General features: G+C 53.2%; 23 protein-coding genes and 3 pseudogenes. 21 read left to right on the top strand and 5 right to left on the bottom strand.

The window, feature by feature from the left end; translation table 11 throughout:
- Positions 1-183: 183 nt before the first annotated feature.
- The 6 genes and pseudogenes from TC41_RS16255 to TC41_RS17265 all read left to right on the top strand — a co-directional run bounded on the left by TC41_RS16255 (position 184) and on the right by TC41_RS17265 (position 7,109).
- Positions 184-1,257 (top strand): hypothetical protein, encoded by a 1,074-nt coding sequence (locus tag TC41_RS16255; RefSeq protein ID WP_148260155.1) that lies wholly within the window; start codon positions 184-186, stop codon positions 1,255-1,257.
- 383 nt (positions 1,258-1,640) lie between these two features.
- Positions 1,641-3,049 (top strand): annotated as a pseudogene (locus TC41_RS08355) (IS5 family transposase).
- Between the two features lie 81 nt (positions 3,050-3,130).
- Positions 3,131-4,378, top strand: a complete 1,248-nt coding sequence (locus tag TC41_RS15820) for an APC family permease (protein ID WP_158306728.1) — start codon at positions 3,131-3,133, stop codon at positions 4,376-4,378.
- Positions 4,379-4,423: 45 nt separating this feature from the next.
- On the top strand, positions 4,424-5,809 hold the full coding sequence (locus TC41_RS16250; RefSeq protein ID WP_014464591.1) for a hypothetical protein: 1,386 nt from the start codon (positions 4,424-4,426) through the stop codon (positions 5,807-5,809).
- Entirely contained in the window at positions 5,796-6,563 is a 768-nt protein-coding gene (locus TC41_RS15815; protein WP_237699875.1) for an SDR family NAD(P)-dependent oxidoreductase, read from the top strand. Before TC41_RS16250 ends, TC41_RS15815 begins: the two co-directional genes overlap by 14 nt.
- A 129-nt stretch (positions 6,564-6,692) precedes the next feature.
- Positions 6,693-7,109: a transposase family protein gene (locus TC41_RS17265; protein ID WP_374952848.1), complete on the top strand. Its 417-nt coding sequence runs from the start codon at positions 6,693-6,695 to the stop codon at positions 7,107-7,109.
- A gap of 493 nt (positions 7,110-7,602) precedes the next feature.
- Here TC41_RS17265 and TC41_RS08350 read toward each other — a convergent pair.
- Positions 7,603-8,792 (bottom strand): IS3 family transposase gene (locus tag TC41_RS08350; protein WP_258165032.1). Its coding sequence is split into 2 segments (ribosomal slippage): positions 7,603-8,546 and positions 8,546-8,792, totalling 1,191 coding nucleotides; the frame shifts between segments, so codons are not numbered across the junction.
- Positions 8,793-8,829: 37 nt separating this feature from the next.
- Here TC41_RS08350 and TC41_RS15810 point away from each other — a divergent pair.
- The 7 genes and pseudogenes from TC41_RS15810 (at position 8,830) to TC41_RS08315 (ending at position 13,659) form a co-directional block, all read left to right on the top strand.
- Positions 8,830-9,306 carry an NUDIX domain-containing protein gene (locus TC41_RS15810; protein ID WP_258165043.1) on the top strand — a complete coding sequence of 159 codons (477 nt, stop codon included), beginning with the start codon at positions 8,830-8,832 and terminating at the stop codon, positions 9,304-9,306.
- 267 nt (positions 9,307-9,573) lie between these two features.
- A complete protein-coding gene (locus TC41_RS08335) occupies positions 9,574-9,945 on the top strand; it encodes a DUF7309 domain-containing protein (protein WP_237699873.1) in 372 nt (123 codons plus the stop codon).
- A 118-nt stretch (positions 9,946-10,063) separates the two neighbouring features.
- On the top strand, positions 10,064-11,521 hold the full coding sequence (gene istA / locus TC41_RS08330) for an IS21 family transposase (protein ID WP_237700108.1): 1,458 nt from the start codon (positions 10,064-10,066) through the stop codon (positions 11,519-11,521).
- On the top strand, positions 11,521-12,282 hold the full coding sequence (gene istB / locus TC41_RS08325; RefSeq protein ID WP_014464585.1) for an IS21-like element helper ATPase IstB: 762 nt from the start codon (positions 11,521-11,523) through the stop codon (positions 12,280-12,282). Before istA ends, istB begins: the two co-directional genes overlap by 1 nt.
- Positions 12,283-12,390: 108 nt before the next feature.
- Positions 12,391-12,618: pseudogene (locus TC41_RS17395) on the top strand (DUF7309 domain-containing protein); the annotation flags it as partial.
- Between the two features lie 123 nt (positions 12,619-12,741).
- Positions 12,742-13,119, top strand: a complete 378-nt coding sequence (locus tag TC41_RS17390) for a DUF6930 domain-containing protein (RefSeq protein WP_445595381.1) — start codon at positions 12,742-12,744, stop codon at positions 13,117-13,119.
- A gap of 141 nt (positions 13,120-13,260) precedes the next feature.
- On the top strand, positions 13,261-13,659 hold the full coding sequence (locus tag TC41_RS08315; protein ID WP_014464583.1) for a VOC family protein: 399 nt from the start codon (positions 13,261-13,263) through the stop codon (positions 13,657-13,659).
- 426 nt (positions 13,660-14,085) lie between these two features.
- On the opposite strand, the gene TC41_RS08310 is transcribed toward TC41_RS08315, so the two are convergent.
- The 4 genes and pseudogenes from TC41_RS08310 to TC41_RS08295 form a co-directional block, all read right to left on the bottom strand.
- A complete protein-coding gene (locus tag TC41_RS08310) occupies positions 14,086-14,739 on the bottom strand; it encodes a cation diffusion facilitator family transporter (RefSeq protein WP_012810498.1) in 654 nt (217 codons plus the stop codon).
- A gap of 15 nt (positions 14,740-14,754) precedes the next feature.
- Entirely contained in the window at positions 14,755-15,618 is an 864-nt protein-coding gene (locus tag TC41_RS08305) for a cation diffusion facilitator family transporter (RefSeq protein WP_148260154.1), read from the bottom strand.
- An 84-nt stretch (positions 15,619-15,702) separates the two neighbouring features.
- Entirely contained in the window at positions 15,703-16,083 is a 381-nt protein-coding gene (locus TC41_RS08300) for an ArsR/SmtB family transcription factor (RefSeq protein WP_012810500.1), read from the bottom strand.
- Positions 16,084-16,242: 159 nt separating this feature from the next.
- A pseudogene (locus TC41_RS08295) lies at positions 16,243-16,584 on the bottom strand (IS66 family transposase); the annotation flags it as partial.
- Positions 16,585-16,856: 272 nt separating this feature from the next.
- On the opposite strand from TC41_RS08295, the gene TC41_RS08290 reads away from it, so the two are divergent.
- The 8 genes from TC41_RS08290 (at position 16,857) to TC41_RS08260 (ending at position 22,650) form a co-directional block, all read left to right on the top strand.
- Complete coding sequence (locus TC41_RS08290; RefSeq protein WP_014464579.1) at positions 16,857-17,138, top strand: YolD-like family protein; 282 nt, start codon at positions 16,857-16,859, stop codon at positions 17,136-17,138.
- Positions 17,139-17,209: 71 nt separating this feature from the next.
- On the top strand, positions 17,210-17,527 hold the full coding sequence (locus tag TC41_RS08285) for a gamma-glutamylcyclotransferase family protein (RefSeq protein WP_237700107.1): 318 nt from the start codon (positions 17,210-17,212) through the stop codon (positions 17,525-17,527).
- 108 nt (positions 17,528-17,635) lie between these two features.
- Positions 17,636-18,442, top strand: a complete 807-nt coding sequence (locus tag TC41_RS08280) for a transposase (RefSeq protein WP_014464578.1) — start codon at positions 17,636-17,638, stop codon at positions 18,440-18,442.
- A 31-nt stretch (positions 18,443-18,473) separates the two neighbouring features.
- Positions 18,474-19,022: a hypothetical protein gene (locus TC41_RS16845; RefSeq protein WP_237699870.1), complete on the top strand. Its 549-nt coding sequence runs from the start codon at positions 18,474-18,476 to the stop codon at positions 19,020-19,022.
- A gap of 48 nt (positions 19,023-19,070) precedes the next feature.
- On the top strand, positions 19,071-19,643 hold the full coding sequence (locus TC41_RS15805) for a site-2 protease family protein (protein WP_158306727.1): 573 nt from the start codon (positions 19,071-19,073) through the stop codon (positions 19,641-19,643).
- A gap of 222 nt (positions 19,644-19,865) precedes the next feature.
- Entirely contained in the window at positions 19,866-20,741 is an 876-nt protein-coding gene (locus tag TC41_RS15395; RefSeq protein WP_237699869.1) for a hypothetical protein, read from the top strand.
- 24 nt (positions 20,742-20,765) lie between these two features.
- Positions 20,766-21,230: a DUF6011 domain-containing protein gene (locus TC41_RS16840; RefSeq protein ID WP_237699868.1), complete on the top strand. Its 465-nt coding sequence runs from the start codon at positions 20,766-20,768 to the stop codon at positions 21,228-21,230.
- Positions 21,223-22,650, top strand: coding sequence for an ArdC-like ssDNA-binding domain-containing protein (locus TC41_RS08260; protein ID WP_041695224.1), 1,428 nt, complete (start codon positions 21,223-21,225; stop codon positions 22,648-22,650). The genes TC41_RS16840 and TC41_RS08260 overlap by 8 nt, the downstream gene beginning before the upstream one ends.
- The last annotated feature ends 127 nt before the right edge of the window (positions 22,651-22,777 follow it).

The following is a 22,777-nucleotide window of genomic DNA, read 5'->3' as shown; positions in this document are numbered from 1 at the left end:
CCACTTTTTCAGAGCTCTCGGTAAACAGCCACCAACGTCTGGCTCACTAACGCCCATACAGTGAGAAGTGAGACAAAGACCGGCTCGATGCGTAAATAACTTGAATATAAAGGCGATTGTATATTGATCGTTTACAATGAGTAATGGTATTATTGCATACGATGAGAGAGGAGGAATGCTAAAGTGTCCCTGCTTGATCATGCGTTTTTGCGGGACAGTATTCTTCTTCTGGGTTATCCTATTCAGCATTCTGTTCTCGCAGCGAATCCCGTGAAAAAGTTCTTTCATCGGTGGATTCCCAATCACTGGTATCGTCTATTGTATGCCATAACAGCAGCATTATACATCCTTGTAGCCGGCGCACTTTGGGTTCCGATTCCCACAGTGGTTTACTCATTCTCTGGTATATGGCGTGAAATCTTCATACTAATTGGTCTCATTGGGTGGATTGGCTACGCATATTCGCATCTCTTTTACTACGATGTTGGGGGTGTGTTTGGGACGTCGCAATTATTCCATAAAATCAGCGGATTCCAGCCTCCTAGGTTCGATTTTTCCACCAACGGTTTAAAGGCTTATATCCGGTTTCCTGTTCATACGTTCTTCCTACCTATGTTTTGGGGAACACCGACTATGACTGAGAGTACACTACTATTTTCCATAGTGGGTTCGTTTTATGCATGGTTTGGTACATTTCATCACGATCATCGCTATGCCAAGGCGTTTGGTAAACCATATATCGAATATCAGAAGGTAACAGGAATGGTCTTCCCGAGGTTTCGAAGGTCTCACACTAATATACGCGATTCAGCTCCCCGAAGAGAAGCCGTACCCAGCATTGCGGTTTTGTCCGTCGTTTTAATTATACCTGCTATATGTTTTGCTTATTTGATTGCTCCTTTTCATAAAATGTCATTGTCACTTATACCATTAACAACCGTTCTATGCATGTTTATTGTCGGTGTATTTCTGACAATATTCCGTCCATCTCTATGGTACAGGGCAGACGGTCTTGATGCAAAGAGAATTGAACAGTGGTCGTTTACTATGGGGGTAATTACAGGTGTATATATACTCATGTCCTATTTGTTTTCGTACCTTCTCAATCACCAGCTGCCAACTCTAGTGGCTGTTATACCAACGTGGGTACTTGGTCAGATTGCGGGAAATTTCGGGTGCTTCATTATTGCTCGAATACCTCAAGTTCAAAGTCAGAAAGAATCAAACTGGAATATCGGTTTCAAGGCTCACACATAATACCTCTGCTATGTTCTGGCGTCGGCTGTACGCGTAGCGCTAGTTCAGTGTCATTGGGGTTGTTGAGAATGGGCTAGCGATGCTGAGGGGATTCGTCAGTTTCTATCTGGAGGTTAGACGGCAGAGAGGGGACAGTTATGACAGAATCAAACAGCATAGGTCGTATGCAAGCCAAACTGTTCCAAAGAATGCGGGCAAGGATTATGTTACTATCTGTGCATCCATCTGAAAGTGAATGTGCGTGGGGCGTGCTGCACGGGTCGCAAACTCAATCTTGACAAGGCTTTGACGGTGTTTCGTGGCTTTGACTGTCTTCGTGGCGAAATTTGATACATGAGATTTCCGTTGAAATCCGTCAAAACCCTAGCACATGAGGGACTGCCATGTATAGACAGACCGAACGGCAGATGTTGCTCCACATAACTTCGTCTTACCGTTTGGTGGGAAATTAAAGAAGGAAAATCGCTGGGTGAAGCTCGCCCAGATGATCTTGTGGTGGAAAGTCGAAGAACACTACGGTGAGCGATTCAAGTCTGCCACGAAAGGGCAAAAGGCCTATTCGGTTCGGATAGCTCTTGGTTCACTGAACATTCAGGAACGCTTGGGTCTGAGTGACCGCGAAACCGTCCAGCAGATCACCGAGAACCCGTACCTTCAGTACTTCATCGGGTTGCCGCGCTTTCAGGAAGAGTCGCCGTTTCATCCATCGCTGATGACACATTTTCGTAAGCGGCTCGGCCTAGAGGTTATCCAGCAAGTCAATGAATGGATTGTTGCAGAAAAAGACAAACTCGATGACTCGAACGATCCGGAACATGGTAAGCTGTTGCTCGATGCCACGTGTGCCCCGGCCGACATCCCACCGATCTCACGTTGTTAAACGAGGCGCGTGAGAAACTGGAAGCCATGATTGATGTCTTGCATGCCGTGCGCCAACCGGGCCGGCGCAAGCCGCGCACGTATCGACGGAAGGCCCGGAGGGCATACGTGGCGGTGGCCAAGAAGCGCCGGGTCAGCCTGCGGGCACTGCGTAAGGCCATTGGGAAACAACTGCGTTTTTGGGCGGGATCTCAGGATTCTCGCCACCCTGAGAGACGAGGTGGGTCTGGAAGCGCTCAGCCGGCGACAATACCGGGATCTGTTGGTCATTCACGAGTTGTACCGTCAGCAGGAAGAGATGTACCGGAAGCGAGCCCGGCGAACCGACGACCGAATCGTCAGCATCTCCCAACCTCATGTCCGTCCCATCGTCCGTGGCAAGGCCCGTGCGAATGTGGAGTTTGGCGCAAAAGTGGCGATCAGCCTGGTGGAGGGGTACGCACGGATCGAACACCTCGGGTGGGACGGGTTCCATGAAGGTCATACCTTGCAGGCCGCGGTCGAAGCCTATCGAGACCGGTACGGCTGCTATCCGGAGGCTGTGCTGGCTGACAAGGCTTATCGAAATCGAGAGAATCGGCGTTACTGCAGGCAACGTGGGATTCGCCTAAGCGGTCCTCCCTTGGGCCGTCCGTCGCAGGCGGAGCGTGCAGTGCAGGCACGGATGGAACAGCAGGACGCCGCAGAACGTAACGCGATCGAAGGAAAGTTCGGCGAAGGCAAGCGTCTGTACAGGCTTGGCTTGATTCGAGCACGCCTGCGGACCACCAGCGAGACGGCCATCGCCTTGCAGCTGCTGGTGATGAATCTGGAGCGCCGGTTGCGCATTCTTTTGTGCATATCTTTCGGATGGCTTTTCCGATCAGGCCCTCTGCCGCATTCGCCGACCTGTGATTCGTTCAGCAGACCCTAATTACTCTTCAAGGAACAAGGACCACCGTAGAATATGAGGGCCGCACCTCTAATCCTTGATAGATTGGAGCGATTAACGGGTATGAGTTTCAAGAGAGAACTCGGTTTGTTGTCGGCAACTTCCCTTGGGATTGGAGGTATTCTTGGTGCCGGGATTTTTGTCCTCAGTGGAGTTGCGATATCTGAAGCAGGTCCAGCGGCTATCTTATCGTTTGTTATTGGCGCTCTTCTCTCTCTAATGATTGGTTTTTCATATATTACCCTGTCAAAAGCGTTCCCAGGCGAGGGTGGTGCCTACTATTATGCGGCTAAAAGCTATAGTCATCGATACAGCTTTCTTACAGGATGGATTTATTTCGGGGCATGGATTATCGCCAGTGGATACGTGACATTAGGGTTTGGTGAGTACGTTCATTCCATGACAGGGCTTCCGGCGATACCGGTGGGAGTCGCATTGATTGTAGTCTTGACTGGTATGAATTTGTTAGGGGTAAAGATCAGTGGCTGGTTTCAGACGGCTCTAATAGTAGCTGAGCTTGTACTTTTAGTGTTGGTGTTCGGCGCAGGCTTGCCGCACATAAATATCGGTAATTTTCATCCAATTCTACCTAACGGTTTACATCCCATGTTATCCGCTTCCCTGTTGGGTTTTTTATCACTGACTGGATGGGACGTGATTGCTGTTGCTAGTAAGGAGATAAAGAACGCTAACAAGAATGTTCCGTTGTCAATATTTGCATCTATCATGGTGGTATCTGTTGTCTATATTGCATTGGTGTTTGTGATGGTCGGATTGTATCCCTATCAGTCATATACGGGTAATGCCGCACCAGTGGTTATGGCGGTCTCTAAAGTGTTCGGGAATCATATATCGACCATTTTAGTTGGTTGCATTGTATCGATAGCCCTTGTCGCTACTACAAACTCATTCATTATGGTTACATCTCGTACACTGCACGCTCTAAGTTCTAACACTGGTTTTCCAAGGTTCTTGAGTTGGACTAGCAACATTGGAGTGCCGTGGGTAAGCATTCTGGTCGTAAACTTGCTGAAAACTATAGTTCTTATCCTGGGTAACTTAGGGCTATACACCGGGGGAACTGGATTTCTATATTTAGTATCATTTATCCTTACACTCCTTTGTTTACCGCCTTTCAACCGATCCTTTCCAATCAGGGTGAAACGCATATATCAAATCCTAACAGTCTTAAGCGTGTTACTTTCCTTGTTTGTGTTAGTGAACAACACCAAAGAAGGAACAATATATGGTGTTTTATGGGTTTTAATTGGGCTGGTGTTGTACAGCATTTGGGGGAAAGCTATCTCATAACAAACTACGAAGTATTACGGAGAAATGTAGGAGGGTTCAAAAACTATGTCGGTGAAATCCCATCAGTCGGCGAATGTGGTAATGGGTGTTGTTGACGAACAATTCTTCTTGCCACTTGCTAATTCTAAGCGGTTTACCGTATCAGTCATGGATTTAGGATTAGATCATATAGATTCATCTTTACAGCCGATTGTTCCGTATATCTTGAAGTTGTCTCGGTTGGCAAACGCAATTCGGGCATTGGAAAATTTGCCAGATGAATTGAGTGAACAAGTGATTCATCAGATGCGACTGAGTGCTTCGGTAGAGATAATGCATCTTGCACAACACATCAAAGATGCGGGCGACCGCAAGCAACTAGAACGTCTAGCCGGTGCATTAAGCGGGGTCAATGACGAAAAGACAGTATATACGGAAATGAGCGAGTACATGGAACGTGAGTTATTTCTCTTGCTGGGGAAGCTCTCGACATGGATTAAGAAATCGACTCAATACTTCCATTCATTTTTGGCGGCCATACCCGATGAACGCAGGACGCAGATGATAGCTATGGCAGACGCAGCTTTCTCTGACTCAATACTGCCATCGCTGCGTCGACATACACATTCTGAATTAGGGATATCGTCCATACCCTTATATTTAGTGTGCAATTTAATAGCGTGTGGAGGAGAGGCGAGTCGGTTTCCAAAACACTTCTCCTATTTCTTGCCTGAGGACCAAAATGTAAAACGCGCTAGGATAAAGAAAACTGTCGTGTTTGCCAACCTTTATAAACATCGATTTGAGATGGTTACTATCCCACTGTATCGACGCTTTATCGTTGGTTTAACGGACATTTCGAAGCTCGATTTGGAAACGGCCACTGATGCTCTGGTGATGTGGTTACGCGGGCATGACATTGGCCATAGTATAGTACTTCCTACAACATCTTATAAGGTTGTTGGTCAGGTGGGGCGTTGGAATTCAATGTCATTACAGGAGGCTATTGCTGATTCTTATGGAATATTATTGAGTACTTCGGCTGAGTGGTCTGCCCTATCGAAATGCAGTTCGGATGTACTTGCAAGTCTGTTCCTTGCAGAATTACTACGATATTTGCGTAAGGGACCTTATTGGTTTCCTGATTCATCAGCGGCGCTAATGGAGTTAAGTTTTCTAGTCAAGAATAGGTACGTTCTTATAGATCAGGACTTGAAGTTGCGTGCTGATAGCCAGACTTTACTGAACGGCATGCTACACCTAACTCAAGTTTTGACGTCATGTGTTTTAAAATCACGCGTAGGAGAGATCACTGAATTCCTTAATGAATATTACTTTTCGTCGTATGAAAATAAAATTAACGAATTTGTGAGCTCCTTAATACTAGAAACATCCGACATTCCCAGTTGCGAACATTACACAGAAAGGATGAATGCCTATGCAGGCTACTGATTTGAAAGGTAAGCGTGTGGTTATAACAGGCGGTGCAAGTGGAATTGGATTGGCGACTGCTATCCATTTTTCTCAACATGGCTCTCAAGTTATCGTCTTGGATAATGATAATTGTCGGCTTAGCCGTATATTGGAGGAACACCCTATTATTGCGAGGGGTTTCGTTGTGGACGTGAGTGCTCCTGAACAAGTTAAAGATGTATTCGAAAAGATTGATAGAGAGTTTGGTGGTGTCGATGTTTGTATAGCGAATGCCGGTATAAGCTTCAGAACCCGGTTTCTGGATATATCACCAGAGCAGTGGAATCACGTACTGAATGTTAATTTAAATGGGGTATTTTATACCGTACAAGCTGCAGCTCGGTTAATGCTGCGAGCTCGAAGCGGGATTATCCTCATGACGGCATCTACAAATGGCGTGATTGGGCACCCACTTTACGCAGATTACAATGCGTCTAAGGCAGGTGTAATTTCGCTAGCTAAAACGATGGCTCTGGAATTGGCCCCTTATATTCGAGTGAACGCGGTGTGTCCTGGGTATGTTTTAACTCCAATGCAACTAGCTGAATATACGCCCGACATGCTGAACGAAGTGAATAAAAAGATTCCTCTGCAACGCCATGCCCGCCCTGAAGAGATCGCACGGTTATTCGCGTATTTGGCTTCGGATGATGCGGCTTATATTACCGGGGCAAGTATTGCTATAGATGGAGGGGAATTAGCAGGTATAGCCCAAGTGCGGATTACGGAGTGATTCGGCTCTCCCTCAGTTTTTTGATCGAATATTTGTCTATCAGGAACATCCTGAATTTGAAAGATTCGTAGACTTGATGTAAACAAATAGACGCTCAATGCACAATCCTACCGTGCCGACACACGGGAGATGTTGTACATTGACCGCCTACGTACCTGTGGAAGCTATATACCGCATTGTGACTCTGTGCACGTAGTAGATGTACGCATTCAAGAAGCAACGATCACGGTTTGGGTCGAATCCACCCGTGCACAGGTCCCTTGCCCGGTTTGCAGTGTGCCAACAGGGTCCGTACACTGCACTTACCGCCGGACTGTTCAAGACTTGCCGTCCGGTTCATACGTCGTAAATCTGGTCGTTACTGTCCGCTGCTTCCAGTGCAGGAACGACTCGTGTCCGCGAAAGTTCTTTTCTGAACAGATCCCCAATCTCACCGCGCGGTATCAGCGACGTACGCCTCGAGCCGATCAACGAGTTGTAGAATTGGCCATCGAATACACCGATCAAGGATGTGAACGGCTAGGACCTCTACTCGGTTTGCGTTAAAGTCTCAAGTGGTGGTGTAAATTTCGTCGAAATTGACGACGAAGCCACCGTGCGTGTCTACTAGAGTGTGGCTCAAACAAACCAGTAGGAGGTCACGCACGATGGCTTCTGTCAACCTCAAGTTTGACAGCACCTCAGCAGTGGCGCGGGTTCGTGGGTGCGAGTTTGCACTACAACGCGACCAGCCCCATCGTCAGATGGAGCTGGTCGCCAATTTCGCACTATTGAGCGCCGTCACGGCGCCTTAGCTTGTCGTGGTGAGTTGAATCATTTTGCTTGGCTGCGGTATACCCAGCCGCCTCCTCGGTATTACTGGTATTGAGTCAATACAATGGACACATCAAAATCGAGAATGTACAAGATTTCCTGCCCGATGCGCTGCCTGGGCCGTGCTTGACATGGAGCCTCCGCGGGCATGATGTCGCGTTTGACCGCAGCCGAGCCACGCTCGCCCTTGGAAGACCGGCCAGGCTATCATGCCCGCCTCTCCACGTCAAGCACTCACTTGGCCATCTGCACCGACACCTTTCAACTTCGCCTCGAAGTATTGGCGCTCGACCTCATCGGGCGTCCGATACCCAACTGCACCGTGGATCCGTTGTCGGTTGTACCAGATTTCGATGTACTCGAAGATCCGTCGGATCGCCTCAGCCTGCGTCCGAAATCTCTCGAGGTACACGAGTTCTCGCTTGAGCACACTGTGGAACGATTCCATACAAGCATTGTCATAGCAATTTCCTTTTCGACTCATGCTTGCCGTCATCCCATAGGCTTTGAGTCGGTCCTGATACGCTTGCGACGCATACTGGCTCCCACGATCCGAATGGTGCAGGACAACGCCGTCGCGTTGCAGCCTGTGTTTTTGCGCTTGCTCCAGGGCGCGGATGCACAACTCTTTCGACATCCTCGCACCTGCGCTCCAACCCACAATCTTACGGCTGTATAGATCCTCAACGCTGGCAAGATACACCCATCCTTCATCCGTGGGGATGTACGTGATATCTGCCATATAGACCTGCCCTGGCCGTTCTGCCACAAAACGCTGATTGAGGACGTTCTCATGCACGGGATGACGATGCTTCGAATCCGTTGTCGCTTTGTACTTGCGTACGGTACGACTCCGAAGCCCGTGCTCTCGCATGAGACGTGCGACCGTCTTTTGTGCAATCCGTTCCCCGTCCCGACGCAGGAGCGCTGTGATCTTGGGACTCCCGTACAGTCGACGAGATTGCAGGAACAGCTCATGAATGCGACGGATCCGTCGCTTCCTGCGCTTGGCGCGAAGACTTTCGGGCCGTCCGCGCCATGCGTAGTAGCCGCTCCGAGATACACCGAGGACTTTGCACATCTTCTGAACCGGAAATTCGGAGCGGTGCTTGTGGATCCAGGCATACACTACTTCCGGTCGTTGGTGAAGATGCGCATGGCTTTTTTTAGGATCTCATTCTCCTCTCGCAATTGGCGATTTTCCCGCTCCAGATCGCGCATCGCTTTCGCTTCCGGTCTCAGGTTTCCGCTTCCGACGAACGGGGTTTCAGGATCTTCGCGATACTTCGCGATCCACCCGTACAAACTCTTCACAGATATCCCGAGATCGCGTGCGATTTCACTTGCTGGCTTGTGGCCTTCCAAAGCGAGTTGAACAGCATGGAGTTTAAAGTCGTTGTCGTACTTTTGTGTCACGTGGCTCACCTCGAATCGACTTATTCTTACATTCTCGATTCGCCGTGTCCACTGTTTTAACCTAACACCACCATTCCCCTGGCCGGAAAGAGTAGAACCAGGCGTCGCAGCAGTGGTTTTCAATGAGCAAGGTGATGTGCTTCTGATGAAGCGTATGGACAATGGTTTATGGGGACTTCCCTCCGGACATGTTGAGCTGGGTGAAACTGTCGAAGAAGCTATCAAGCGCGAGATCATGGAGGAAACCGGTCTTGAAGTAACTGTGGAACGTCTTATCGGTGTCTATTCCGATCCAGCATCGCAAGTGTTTAGCTATCCGTCGGGTGACGTTGTTCACTTTATAACCTCATGTTTTCTTTGTCGGGTTGTTGGTGGGACGATACGAGCTGACAACCAAGAATCTGCAGAAGTCGGGTTCTTTAATCCATCGGCTCTCCCTCCCAATATGCTGACTATGCATCCACAGTGGTTGATGGATGCATTAACAACCAGTCGTGCTGCATTCATAAGATAGAGGGAAGCGTAAAGCCAACCACACATGGCATTCGGCCTCCCGGTGCTTGAAGATAAGCTCATCAAGCACCGCGGGAGGTTTTTCAGATGTCTATGTCTCATCGGGAGAAGCGTGAAGTTTGGCGCCAACGCATTGCGGCCTTCTACTACATATGTTGCCATTCTTGTAAGTGCTGCGCTGAGCGTGTGTTCGGCGTCGCCGACTCCAGACTGGTCTCGGACCTTTCTGTTACAATGCAATTGACGGCGCTTGTGTCCAGGCACGGTGATGAAGACGCATAAGCAGGATACATTACAACCTTTTTCGAAGGAGGGGATGATCATTTCCGACGCACCTTCGTTGGGTGAGTGGAAGGCGCTCTACGACGCCGCTATCGAGTTCCGTAACTTGGCTCCATGGCAATGGATGTATGATGATGCCCTGTTCGCCATCGAGGATCCTGACACCGGCCAGATTGGCTATTGTTCCGTCATGGGCGCTCTTGGCGAGTTTCATGGATTGGCGGTCTTTCCAGGGGAGGCCGGGTGGAGGTCCCTTCATCGGCTGATGCAAGACAATGAGCTATCGTCGGCCGCCGAGGAAGAGAGGGTGTACGGGCAATTCGCGCTCATCGCGTCGTTTGTGTGTTTGATAACGTAAAAGTTGACCACGTGGGCGTACATTGACAACCGAAAAGTTGACCACCCCGGCACCGCTTTCCTGTACCCTAGAGTTCGGCAATGACTCTGGTGGGCAGGAGGAAAGGAACGTGCTCGAGATGGTCGACAAGGAGTATATCAGAAAGCGGTACTTCGTGGATGGATGGTCGATACGCAAGATCAGCCGTCAGTTGGGTGTATCACGCCAAACGGTCCGCAAGATGCTGGCTGACGCGGATATCCCCAGGTATCGACTGTCCAACCCCCGCTCCCGTCCGGCTATGGAACGATGGATCCCCGTCATCGAGTCCTGGCTGAGGGAGGAGGAGAAGGCGGGAGCCCCCAAGAAGCAACGGTATGTGTCCTCAAGAATCCACGCGCGGCTGAAGGAGGAGTATGGCGAGGAGTTCACCGCCGCTGAATCCACTGTTCGCTACTGGGTCGCTAGAATACGGGGTACCAGGCAGGAAGCCCATGTCCCGCTTACGGCGGACACCGGAGAGCTGGCCCAGGCCGACTTTGGCCGAGTGACGGTCAAGATCAAGGGCAAGAAGACGGACGTCAGTCTGTTCGTCATGCGGATGCGATACAGCGGTGTTATCTTCGCCACCGCTTTTCACACTGAGAAAATCGAGGCGTTCCTCGAGGGGCATCGCCTGGCCTTCGAGTGGTTCGGAGGTGTGCCACGCAGCGTCCGCTACGACAACCCGAAGACCGCGGTCACCAAGATCTTGGCCGGCCCCGCCCGCGACGAGCATGTCTTACTGTCGAATCTGCGGGCTCACTACCTGTTTGACAGCGAGTTCTGCCGCCCCGGTGAGCCGCATGAGAAAGGCAGCGTGGAACATGGCGTTGGCTACGTCCGCCGCCAGACGTGTGTCCCCGTGCCCGATGTGCAGGATCTGGAGGAGCTCAATGTAATCCTCCTGCGGTGGTGCGAACAACAACGCCGCGAAAGGTGGCTCGCCTGGGAAGCGGAGCGGGCAGGGCTTCGAGCACTGCCGAAGCGCCCGCACTGCTGTGCCACGACCAGACCGGTCACGGTCAACAAGCTGTGCCTGGTCAGCTTTGACCACAACCGATACTCAGTCCCCAGCATGTACGTGGGTAAGACCCTGCTCCTGCGCGTGTATGCGGAACGGATTGAGGTTGTGGACAAGAACCAGGTGGTGGCCAGCCACCGCAGAAGCCATGAGCGGAAGCAGACCATCATGGAACTCCAACACTACCTGCCTGTTCTGGCGCGTAAACCGCACGCTGCCACTCACGCGGCGGTCGTCCGCAAACTCCCTGAAGTATACCAGCGGATTCGGATCCGGATGACGGACAGCCGACCAGATGGGTATAAGGATTTCGTCGCCATCCTGATGTTGCACCAGCTCTGGCCGGCCGAGGACATTCTGAACGCCATAGAGGAGATAGGCCCCGACGTGGTCACGGCCGAACAGATTCGGGCACACCTGCTACGAACCTCACCTCAAGAGACCTGCGCCGTACCAGACGGCCTACAGGCATATCGTCTCAAACAGCCCAACCCGTCCAGATACGATGTACTCACGAGAGGGGTGGTCCACTGATGTCCGACGATGTACACGCGGCCATGGTGGAGATCTACTGCAAAGAGCTGAAGATGCCCGGTCTACGCAGGGCGTACGCGGCGCTGGCCAGGGAGGCGGGAGTGCACAGCCACTCCCCCATCCAGTATCTCGCCGCCTGCCTGGCTGAGGAGATGGAATCGCGAAAGGCAAGCCGACTCCAGGCCTATACCCAGCAGGCCCGCTTCCCTGCCCACAAGACGCTGCAGGAGTTCGATTTCAGCGCTGTACCGACGGTGCAGAAGCAGCGAGTGATGCACCTGGCAGGGGGCGACTTCATCCGAGCCAAGGAAAACGTCATTTGCATGGGCGCCAGCGGGACGGGTAAGACCCACATTGGGATCGCGATAGGACTGTCCGCCATCGCGGCCGGTTACCGTGTCCGGTTCATCACCGTCATGCAGCTGATACAGGAGCTCCTGCAGGCGGAATCCGAATATCGGCTCCCCAGGTACCTGCGAACCTGGGACAAGTACGACTTGGTGTGCCTGGACGAGCTGGGGTACGTGTCACTCACCCAGGGAGGGGCGCTGTTGTTCCAGTTCTGCGCGGAGCGGTACGAAAGGGGTAGCCTGCTCATAACGACCAATCTGGAGTTTGCGAGGTGGACGGATGTCTTCCAGGACGCGACGCTGACGACAGCCCTCCTTGACCGCCTCACCCACCACTCCCACATCCTGCTGTTCGAAGGCGAATCCTATCGCTTCCGCGAGAGCCAACGGCGGGCCGTCGCCCAGCAGTGACGGACAGCTAACGCCCTACTACCAGGTCGCTGAAACCGCCCCGGGGGTGGTCAACTTTTCAATTAGCAAAGTGGTCAACTTTTCGATTGACAAACACAGTTTGAGAGCAGTCGCGATGTCACTGAGCAGGACCGTGCCGTCATGAAACAGCTCGGCCTCCGCTTCCGGGGCGAGATCGCATGGCCTGTGTTTCGTAGCCACCGTCCAGGGTACTTGCCATGGTATCTGACGCGGGACGAAGCGAAACTCCTGACGGTCGCGCTATCCCAAGCCACTGTCGTAGCTTCTCGCATTCGCCAGCAGTCCGACCTGCTCGAGCCGCCTCAGCCCAACCAAATCCTGACCCGCAGGCGGGTAAAAGACGGCACGTCCTTTGAGTGGATCGACGTCTGGACCGAAACACCGCAGTACACCCTCTCGGCATCCGAGATCCCGCCGATCCGCGTTGACGAGGTCATTTTGAAGCGCATCCGTCGCCAAGAGACTCGAAGGGGAGAGTGGGAAGTCGACATCTTTTATGCGCCGTTCGCAGTCGAAGAGGGCGAGCGACCGATGTTCCCCAGAATGATGATGTGTGTAGACCATGCCTCTGGCATTGTCCTTCAAGTTCATGCGGCTGCTCACGAGACGTACGCGCAGGAGTCCGTGGACAAGCTCCTCGAAACCATGCTCGCCGGAGGCTGTCCAGCGACGTTCCTATTTCAGCGTCCGGAGGTCGGCACGTTGCTTCGTCCCATCGCAGAAGGTCTTGGGATCGAGCTACGTCAGGAAGACTGGCTCCCTGCCCTCGAGGAGGCCAGGGAGGCGCTGGAGCAGGGGTTGGGTGGCAAGGGGTGATGGACTTTACGACCCACATTTCGCGCCCGTCTTTCGGGCGCGCGTCATTTTCGACAGAAATTTTGAGTGCACACGTGGAATTGGATAACCCGTCTTATTTTCGCGCGGGAGGGCTTGCCATTGAACCAGGTAGCAGGGACTTTGCATCACATCGAGATCAACGTATCGGACCTCAAGCGTTCAGCGGAGTTTTGGGGTTGGCTGCTGGAACTCTTTGGTTATTCGCCATATCAAGCCTGGGAGCACGGGCGGAGTTGGAGAAAGGGCGCTACATATTTGGTATTTGTGCAAACGGAGGAACGGTTTCAAGAGCCGAAGTATCATCGCCGGCGAGTCGGGCTAAATCACCTGGCATTTCACGCCGATTCGCAAGCTCAAGTTGACGAACTGACTACTCAACTGCGTATGCGCGGCGTGCCGATTTTGTATGAGGATCGGCATCCATATGCAGGAGGGCCGGACCACTATGCAGTGTTTTTTGAGGATCCAGATCGGATCAAAATCGAAGTTGTGGCGCCGATTCAGGATAGGAACCGTTGAGGGTCCTGAACGTAGAACCCAGGGCAACAGGGCTGTAGACACTACCCACGAGTTATCCACAGGTCCCACGAATCCGCATCGGCCATGGGTTTGTGGGACTTTGTATGACTACCAAGTGTCGAAGTCGGGGCAAAGGTCCGCACTCCTATCCGTCGTGTTGTTTGTTGGCACTTACAACATTCGACGAAGGGCGTGCGGATCTTTTTTATCCCCTCCCTGACGGAATTTCGTGGCCACTCATGTCGATTCTATCGTGGCCATCTACAGCAGTCTGATATCCGCGGGTTGAGTACCGCATTTCATACCATCCGTCACGGGGCTGCCTCTGACTAAGAGCGTGGGTCGGCTATCAGCCTTTCACGATAGCGGGTGCAATAAAACCGACGACCATTAGCCCCTCGATGAAGTTACCGTTTTCGAGAGCAGTCAGCAACAATCATCGTGACAACAGCCACAGGCACCTTCTTTTCCGCGGGCTTCCTGAACGGCTTCCCAACCTTCTTTGACGACGAAATACACCAGCGCCAGCGCCGCGATGGAGTCAACCCACCACCAACCAAACAGAGCAGTCAAAACAACACCGGCAAGCACCGTCCAAGCCATGTACGCACATACGATGCTGCATGCCCCATCTGCGCGAAGTGCCTTACTGCCAATTTCTACACCAATTTTCTTCTTCAAACGCGACAAGATCGGCATAATGATGCCTGATGCGATGGCTAAGCCAATTCCTACATAGGTGGACTCGGCTCCTTGATGCGTCCAAAGCTTATCGATCGATGCAACCACGATATAGACCGCAAGCAACAGCAGGGCAATACCGACAACCCAAGACGAAATTTTTTCCGCACGATTCACTCGCGCCAAACTAGCTCCGCGTGCTTCAATCGTCAGACGCCAGAGAAGGACTGCTCCGGCGATCAGTTCGATGATGCTATCAGCACCAAAGGCGACAAGTGCTAACGAGTGTGCTATGATGCCCGAGCCAATCGCCACCGCCGCTTCAATGACCATCCAAAGAACGGATACCAATTCGATATTGACACCCTTTTTGACGACGGAAACAGCATGTGAAGACATTGATATTCTCCTTCCTCAATGATCGTCATGGTTGTCATGAATGGCATCGTTTTTACACAATATCGAATCACCATGCGGATGGGCTGCATCTTCGGGTTGGATGGTCACATGACGGATGCCCAAGTGAATGAGTTTGTGCTCGACATCTCGCAAAATGTTTTGCGTTTCTTGAACTGTCATCTTGCCATCGACGACAACATGACAAGACAGGGCGTTTCTTCCACTGGTAATGGTCCAAACATGCAAATCATGAACTTGTTGAATTCCCTTCACCGAAAGGATGGCATCGACGACTTGCGGAATTTCAATGCCAACGGGCGTGCCTTCCATTAAGACATTGACAGTCTGTCTAACGATCCGCCAAGCACCGAAGGCAATCAACAAGGCGATCAAGACGCTTAAAATCGGGTCAATCACGTACCAGCGCGTGAAGGCGATAATGATGCCGCCCATAATAACGCCTGCGGACGCCGCTGCATCACCAAGCATGTGTAGAACCGCGCTCTGTACGTTGATGTTTTCTTCATGACGCATGCCAAGTCCCAGGTACAAGTTCATAACGAGACCCACGCCTGCGCTGAGAAACATCCAGGTTGGCGTCACATGTTCCGGATGCTGAAAACGGCCGTACGCTTCCCGTAAGATCCAGAGGGTTATTAAGATCAGCGTCACACCATTGACGAAAGCAGCCAAAATACCTGCACGATAATAGCCAAAGGTCATACCCTCGTTCGCTGGCTTTTGGGACTGCTTCATCGCGTACCAAGAGAGCCCAATGGCTGCAAGGTCCGACAGCACATGTCCTGCATCAGACCACAACGCTAAGCTGTGTGAAATCCAGCCACCAAGAGCTTCGATGACCAGAATAATTAGCGTCAAGAAAACGCGATTTTCATTTTCCCACTGCTACATGGGAATGGAATGCATCACTATGGTCATGTCTATGATCGTGACTGTGCATACTCATTCGATGTTTCCTCTTTCAGCGCCAATGTGAGTGGCGTGATCAATTGCCATTTGCAAAAGCCCCATCGTGTGGGCATCGTCGTGACGATAATAGACCGTGTTGCCCTCTCTGCGACTTTTGACCAATCGCAGTGCCTTAAGGTAACGCAATTGATGGGATACAGCCGATTGGGTCATACCCAATATCTCAGCGAGATCACAGACACACAATTCACGCTTGGATAAGTTGTACAAAATGCGAATGCGTGTCGGGTCGGCGAGTACCTTGAACGTCTCAGATAGCCTTTCAACGACCGAATCGGAAAGCTGTTCAACACAATCGTTCACAGCGTCTTCATGAACGACATTACAACACGTCTCATGGTTCGTATCCAACATCAGTTTTCACCTCATACATGAACAATTACTCATATAGTCATTATATGTACTAAGACGGTAAGCGTCAACACGAACACACCTTGCGAGGCATCCGCTCTGTCGTCGACCATGTGGAGCAGAAAGCCCCGCCACAACTGCAGCGGGGCTCGTCAGCATGTCTTATTTTCGGCGCCTGATATGAGCTGGTAGCGTCTCTGACCATGGCAACAACGCGGCCATGGCGGTTTTGTCATCCGTGTCCATGTTCGGCAGCTTCTCGAACAGGTACTCCAAGTAGGCAAAAGGATTCAGGCCGTTTTCCTTCGCCGTCTCCACGATGCTATAGGCAATGGCGCTTGCCCGCGCGCCGCGCGGCGTGTTCGCGAACAGCCAGTTCTTTCGTCCGATCACAAACGGCTTCAGCGACCGCTCGCACCGGTTGTTGTCGATCTCCAAATGCCCGTCTTCCATATAGCGCACCAGCTTCGGCCACTGCTTCAGGCAATAGCTCACCGCCTGCCCCTGTATTGCGACATTTAAAAGTGCAGAATAGCGGCACGTTCAAATTCCCAGTAATTATATTTAATAAACGCCAATATTAGAGCACTTGACATGGAGCCTCTGCGAGCATGATTCCGCGTCATTTGGGGGCGGAGGGGACGCTTCTCCAATCGAGGTCAGCAGGCTATCATGCCCGCTTCTCCATGTCAAGTGCTCATCAAACTGGAAAATAAGACACGCCGCTATTCTGCATTTTTAAGTGTCGCTACACAGACGGAAACATCTTCGAGACCATGCGAATGATGTTGCCTGAGCATCGCGAGCTCATGGCACAGCTCCAACGCGAACGCTCCAGACGGAAGCCACCCATGCTCACTGAGGAGCGCATGGCCGAACTGCAATACACGCTCTGCGAAGCAATTCACGAGGAACGCGCCGTGCGCGTAACGGTGTTTACACCGGAACGTGACGTGGTACTCGTCGGCCGGGTGCCGGTGCACGGTCGGGAGTTGCGCGTCAGAACCACGGGCGGTGAGCGAGTCGTGAGATTGGACGACGTGATCGGCATTGAATGAATGTAACCACAAAAGCGGCGCATGCCTGTGGATAAGTCCGACAAGCCGCGCCGCAATAGGTTCCCACATCCATCCATGAGTCTACGTGCTATGTCCAACTGTCGAAGTCGGGGTACGACTGGGGCGCGTATCCGGTCGTGAGCCTCGAGGAGGACGGAGAGATCGTCGGCGAGTGGGTCGAAGTGACGGACGAGGGGATGAAGGCGCTGGATCGACTGGAGGGCTACCCGCATCTCTACGATCGCGCGATGGTCGAGGACCTGGCGAACGGCCTGCGCGGGTGGGTGTATCACATGCCGGCGGCCAAAGCGAAGCAAAATGGCGAGCGAGTCGAAAGCGGCGATTGGGTGGAGCATGTTCGGTATTCACCGCGCGGAGTGAGAAGGTGATCACGGATGCTTTCCCGCCTGCTTTGGTGGGATAAGATGCTTCGCGTGGCGTTTCCTCGTCGCGAATTTAATGCTACGGCGGTATACTGAGATCACACGGAGGTCACGATGAAACTGGCGCGGAACGCGAATGACATTGTCGCGAAGCACTTGACGAACGCGTTGCCGGGTGATGTGTTGTCGGTGATTGGCATTCATGATGCGCACGTCGTGCGTGCGTTGCCGACGGAGATTCCGAAGGTCGAAGTGCGGCAGGAATTCACGGACATCATGTTGGAGTTGGCGAACGGGGCGTTGTTGCATCTTGAGTTTCAGACGACGCGAGAACCGGCGTTTTATCGGTTTGCGGCGTATGATCTGGCGATCGCGGAGCGCTATAGGCGCCAGGTTCGAACCGTCATCCTGTACACGGGCGACGTCAAGGAAGCGCCGTCGGAACTGGACGCAGGTAGCTTGCGTTATGCTGTGGAAAACGTATACCTGAACCGGCTGGACGGTGACGGCGTGCTAGAGACCGTGAAACGGCACTTGGCCACACACGAGTGGACTGCGGAAGACCGAGTGCGGCTGGCGTTTGCGTTCCACATGCGATTTGACCGGCGGACACGGGGCGAGGCGTTTGAGGAGATTGTCGAAACTGTACAGAAGGTACCAGATCGGAACGAGCAGGACTATTTGGCGGCGCTCATTTTGGGGTTCAGCGGACGGGTTTTGGCGGAAGAGCAAAAGGCGCGTTTGAGGAAAGTGTTGGAGATGACGGAGTTGTTGAAGGAGATTGAGCAAGAAGCACGCATAGAAGAGCGCAAGGAAATTGCGGCACGTATGTTCCGCAAAGGTGCTTCTGTGTCCGACGTAGTGGAGTTGACCGGGCTGTCGGAAGAGGAGGCGCGGGAAATTCAGAAACAGATTCACTAAATGAGGAGTGGATGGCCGGGAGGCGAAGACGATGAGCAAAGCCCGCAACCGCCGGGCGAAGCGCGTTCGCGAAGGCGGACTGGATCCGACGATTTCGCGAGGGATGTGGTTGCGAAAGCCGCAGACGCAGGTGGTGCCGAATAAGAAAGCGGAGAGTCGCCGCGCAGCTTGCCGGAGGTGGCAGGGGCGCGGCGATTTTTTGCCCTGCAACGCCCTCCTTGTAGGGAGGGATTGCTTGATGGTGCTCGAACTGATCGCTTGGTACGTCGTCATTGGTGCCGTGATCGTCGGTTCGCACTACTTCCATGTGGCAGTCGCATGGCGTGTGCTGGCCGGGATGGGTTATCTGGTTTTGTCGTATCTCTGGTATCTGTCGCTACGCCGCAACGATCCATCGGTCAGCGACCCGTTCGGCGCGTTGATGGGTGCAGGGTACACGGCAGCCGTATGCCTGGGGTTGGCGTTTTCGGTGTTCGTGCCGATCCAAGTCCTTGTGATCGGGTACATGTTGTGGGCATGGGCGGCCAGTTCGTACGCTGGGAGATTTGCGTTTCGCAAAAAAGGAGGGCAACCGACTTGAGATGTTGGCTGTGGTGATCTTTCCGCATGTGGTCGTCTGGGAAGATTGGTGGCTGAGGAAGCAGAGGATATGAGCAGTGGACTGAAGGGATTGTTAGCAGGTCTAATTTGTTTGATATCGGATCTGTTGCCTCACACACAGCAAGGTTGGATTGTTGTTGCAGTATCGTTACCATTTATATCTCACATTCTAATTTTTGTTCATGAGCTGGGGCACTACGTATTCCGCCGAATATTTGGTGTTCCAACAAAGCGGATGGTCATTGGCTCTGGACCGTTGGTATTTCGAATCAAAGGCTTTGAGGTCCGATGGATTCCGACTGGCGGAAGTACAAGCCCAGGAACGTATTGCTTTGATATTCCCATTAAGCAGAAGCTGTGGGTGTACCGTGGAGGACTGCTGGCAAACGGGTTGTCGATTTTCTTGTGGTTACACAATCCAATGTGGGTTTTTGCAAATGTGTTAGCAATTTGGTCGAACACACGTGTGGTTGTCTTTCGCGAAAAACGCACGATGACGGATGGTGCGTGGATCGCATTGCTTCGCGGCGGTTTTCGGTTGCCGGAAGGTTTTGAGCCATGCACAGAGGATTCGGGATTTGAAGGTACGCAAGAAGGCTGAATTCGCCGCGTCGCTTCCAAGGAAGGCAAGGGCGCGGCGGTGTTCATTTTATGGCACGGTACCGTGTTTGACGGGCACTCAACAGCGCCTCCAGACGTTCCGACATCCGAAGGAGCTCAAGATTGACCAAGGCTCGGAAACGCGGGTTACAGTCGTGTGGTCCAGATGACGTTTTTGCCCTACAAACGCCCCATAGACGAAGACCCTTTCGTCGTGGAGGCGATGAACGTGAACACGGATCTGCTGTTGGAGGTTCGCGAACTGCGGGATCGACTGGCGGACAGGACGGATGTGCTGGAGAAGGTCAAGGCGCTGGTGTTGTTGCCGGATGATCTGCATGCGACGGTTGAGATGGTTGCTGATTACTACGAGGTGGGCGTTGAGGCGATCAAGTCACTCATTAAGGACCATCGAGACGAGTTGATATCGGACGGTTTGAAGGTGCTCAGTGGTTTGGAGTTGAAAGATTTTGCTAGGTCCTTTGAGGACCAGGCAAGTTTTGGTTTGTCGTCGAAAATCCGAACCTTAACGCTGATTCCCCGCCGCGCCATTCTCCGCATCGGTATGCTTCTTCGGGACAGCCAGGTTGCCAAGACGGTGCGCACGTACTTGCTGAACGTCGAAGAGGGGGCGCGCGCTGAAGCACCGCACATCGTGGCTCGAGCGGTCAGGCGCATTTCGTGGCGTGAGGTTTACTCGACTGTCAATTACAAGAAGAAGCTTGGAAAACTAATTGGGTTGTCCGACGGCACCGCAACGCTCTTGGCGTTGTCGCACACGGAGCGCGAGTTCGGTGTCGATCTCAGCGAGTACAAGCGGCACATTCGCGACGACGACCTGGACGAGACGTTTTCGCCGACGGAACTCGGCAAGCGGATGTCGCCGCCCGTGTCGGCGCAACGCATGAATCGGTTGCTCGCCGAAGCCGGATTGCAACGATGGGACGAGGCGGCGCGGGCGTGGGTGCTGACGGACGCCGGAAAGCCGTATGCGAAACTGTTACCGGTAGAGGTGTTCCGTCCCGATAAGAACGTATCGACGACGAAGTACGCGATTCGGTGGAAGCTGACGGTGTTGCAGGAGTTGATGAATCGATGACCGACTCGTGGGAGGGGATTTTTTATGTCCACGTGTGTGCGTTGCGGTCGCCATCTTCGTTCACCGTCCAGCATTCGCCGCGGTGCTGGGCCTGCGTGCGCGAAGTTGTTGTTGCGACAAGTCGGGGGGGAGGGGCGGATGCCACGGGGATGTTCCGCGTCATTGGACGAGCGGGTGCAGCGTCTCTTTAATGCGGGAGATCGAGTTGATGCGCCGACGTTGACTCACAGTCCGTCTTCCAATGCGGTGGTTGCCACGCCGCAGTTTGCGCGTGTTACCGCCACGGCGGCCAAGCGAATGATGATGGATGCGGATGTTCCTGCTCGGCATCGGGAATTCCTGCTGTCCGGGTTGCCTCACGTTACTCGCGAGTACGGCTTCAGCAATAGAGGCGAGGAACTGGAGACACGACTTTTGGGCAAATTTTGCCCTGCAAGCCCCTTTCTCACGAGAGCACTTTCTCGTCGAAGGGGGTTTTTCCATGACTAACTGCGTTCGTTGCACGCGCACACTGCGGGCGGAACCGAGCATTCGTCGCGGCGCAGGACCGGTGTGCGCCAAGTGGTTGCTGCGTCAGGTCGGTTGGACGGGACGTGTGCCGAAGGGCTGGAACGTCATGTCGGACGAGCGTGTCCAACGTTTTTTGAAGCGCCCGTTGGTGTCTCCGGACATTCCGGACGAACAGGCACCCATCATCAGCACGCATGGGGCGCTGGAGGCGATTGCGCCACAAGCAAGGCCATTGGAGTCGTATTCTGCTGATGAGCTTCGGCTGGCCGCAGCGCGGGTGCCCAAGCATCTCGCGGCCGAGTATGTCAACGAAGCGTATCACGGTCCCAATCGCGAACTGTATCAGCGGGCGCGAGCGCTGGGGCTCAATGAGTCCAGTGCCGCGCAGTGGGCGCAGACGGGCGCACCGCCTGCTTCGGTGGAGACGGAGGACGAAGTTCCACTCGGTGGGCCTGCGACGGCGGACAATCCGGACGACGCTCAGGGCGAGGCGACGGAGCAGCGCGCGTTTGTGACGCACAGCCGGAACCCGAAGGTGCAGGAGGCGTTCGAGCGGCTCAACGCGTTGTTGGACACGTTCCAGGACAGCGAGCAATTCAAGCGCTACCTGGAGTTTGCGGCGCGCGTGCCGCGGTACAGCTTTCACAATGTCATGCTGATTTACGCTCAACGCCCGAACGCGTCGTGCGTCATGGGCTACAAGAAGTGGCAGGAGTTCGGGCGCCACGTCATGCGCGGCGAGCGGGGCATCAGCATCCTGGCACCGCTGATCAAGAAGGTGCCGGAAGAGGACGAACACGGCAATCCGGTGTTGGACGAGAATGGTGAACCTGTCCTTAAGCAAAAGCTCGTTGGGTTCAAGACAGTGACGGTGTTCGACATCTCACAGACAGATGGCGAACCGATTCCGGTGCTGGATGAGCGAATCGAAGGCGATCGGCATGTGGAGCTCCGGGATCGGCTGATGAGTGTGATTCGCAGCAAGGGGATCCCGGTTTCTTACGAATCGCGACAGCGACTGCATGGCGCGAACGGTATCTACCACCTAGAGGACCGAAAGATCAGCCTGTCCGACGGGTTGTCGCCGGATCAGGAGGCGAAGACGCTGATCCACGAATACGCCCATGCGCTGATGCATGCCGATTTCGACGATCGGTTCACGGTTGTTGAGGGAGGCGGACCATCGCCCGAGCGTCAGCAGATGGAGATCGAGGCGGAGGCGGTCGCGTACTGCGTGGCGTCGGCGTTTGGGTTCGACACGAGTGACTATTCGGTCGGTTATGTATGGGCTTGGTCGGACGGTGACAAGCGCAAACTGCGTGCGAGCCTCGAACGGATCACGAAGACGGCACAACAAATCATCGAGGAGATCGAACGAGTTTCCTCGGCGAGGCCGTGACGGACAGGCGTTGTTCTAAATCAAACGATTCCGCCGCGCCACTCTTTAGGGGACTGGCGCGGCGTTTCTGCGAATACGCACGTGTGCGGGCGGGAATTGAGCTTGCGCTCGAACGCGAGTGTAAAAC

Source organism: Alicyclobacillus acidocaldarius subsp. acidocaldarius Tc-4-1 (genome assembly GCF_000219875.1).
Classification (GTDB): domain Bacteria; phylum Bacillota; class Bacilli; order Alicyclobacillales; family Alicyclobacillaceae; genus Alicyclobacillus; species Alicyclobacillus acidocaldarius_A.
Note: the sequence above shows the minus strand (reverse complement) of the source record. Positions and strands in the feature narration are given on the sequence as shown.

Coding starts and splice junctions, on each gene's coding strand:
- TC41_RS15820 (WP_158306728.1), top strand. CDS start 3,131: ATGAGTTTCAAGAGAGAACTCGGTTTGTTGTCGGCAACTTCCCTTGGG.
- TC41_RS16250 (WP_014464591.1), top strand. CDS start 4,424: ATGTCGGTGAAATCCCATCAGTCGGCGAATGTGGTAATGGGTGTTGTT.
- TC41_RS15815 (WP_237699875.1), top strand. CDS start 5,796: ATGCAGGCTACTGATTTGAAAGGTAAGCGTGTGGTTATAACAGGCGGT.
- TC41_RS17265 (WP_374952848.1), top strand. CDS start 6,693: ATGTTGTACATTGACCGCCTACGTACCTGTGGAAGCTATATACCGCAT.
- TC41_RS08335 (WP_237699873.1), top strand. CDS start 9,574: ATGAAGACGCATAAGCAGGATACATTACAACCTTTTTCGAAGGAGGGG.
- istA (WP_237700108.1), top strand. CDS start 10,064: ATGGTCGACAAGGAGTATATCAGAAAGCGGTACTTCGTGGATGGATGG.
- istB (WP_014464585.1), top strand. CDS start 11,521: ATGTCCGACGATGTACACGCGGCCATGGTGGAGATCTACTGCAAAGAG.
- TC41_RS08310 (WP_012810498.1), bottom strand. CDS start 14,739: ATGTCTTCACATGCTGTTTCCGTCGTCAAAAAGGGTGTCAATATCGAA.
- TC41_RS08300 (WP_012810500.1), bottom strand. CDS start 16,083: ATGTTGGATACGAACCATGAGACGTGTTGTAATGTCGTTCATGAAGAC.
- TC41_RS08290 (WP_014464579.1), top strand. CDS start 16,857: ATGCGAATGATGTTGCCTGAGCATCGCGAGCTCATGGCACAGCTCCAA.
- TC41_RS08280 (WP_014464578.1), top strand. CDS start 17,636: ATGAAACTGGCGCGGAACGCGAATGACATTGTCGCGAAGCACTTGACG.
- TC41_RS16845 (WP_237699870.1), top strand. CDS start 18,474: ATGAGCAAAGCCCGCAACCGCCGGGCGAAGCGCGTTCGCGAAGGCGGA.
- TC41_RS15395 (WP_237699869.1), top strand. CDS start 19,866: ATGAACGTGAACACGGATCTGCTGTTGGAGGTTCGCGAACTGCGGGAT.
- TC41_RS16840 (WP_237699868.1), top strand. CDS start 20,766: ATGTCCACGTGTGTGCGTTGCGGTCGCCATCTTCGTTCACCGTCCAGC.
- TC41_RS08260 (WP_041695224.1), top strand. CDS start 21,223: ATGACTAACTGCGTTCGTTGCACGCGCACACTGCGGGCGGAACCGAGC.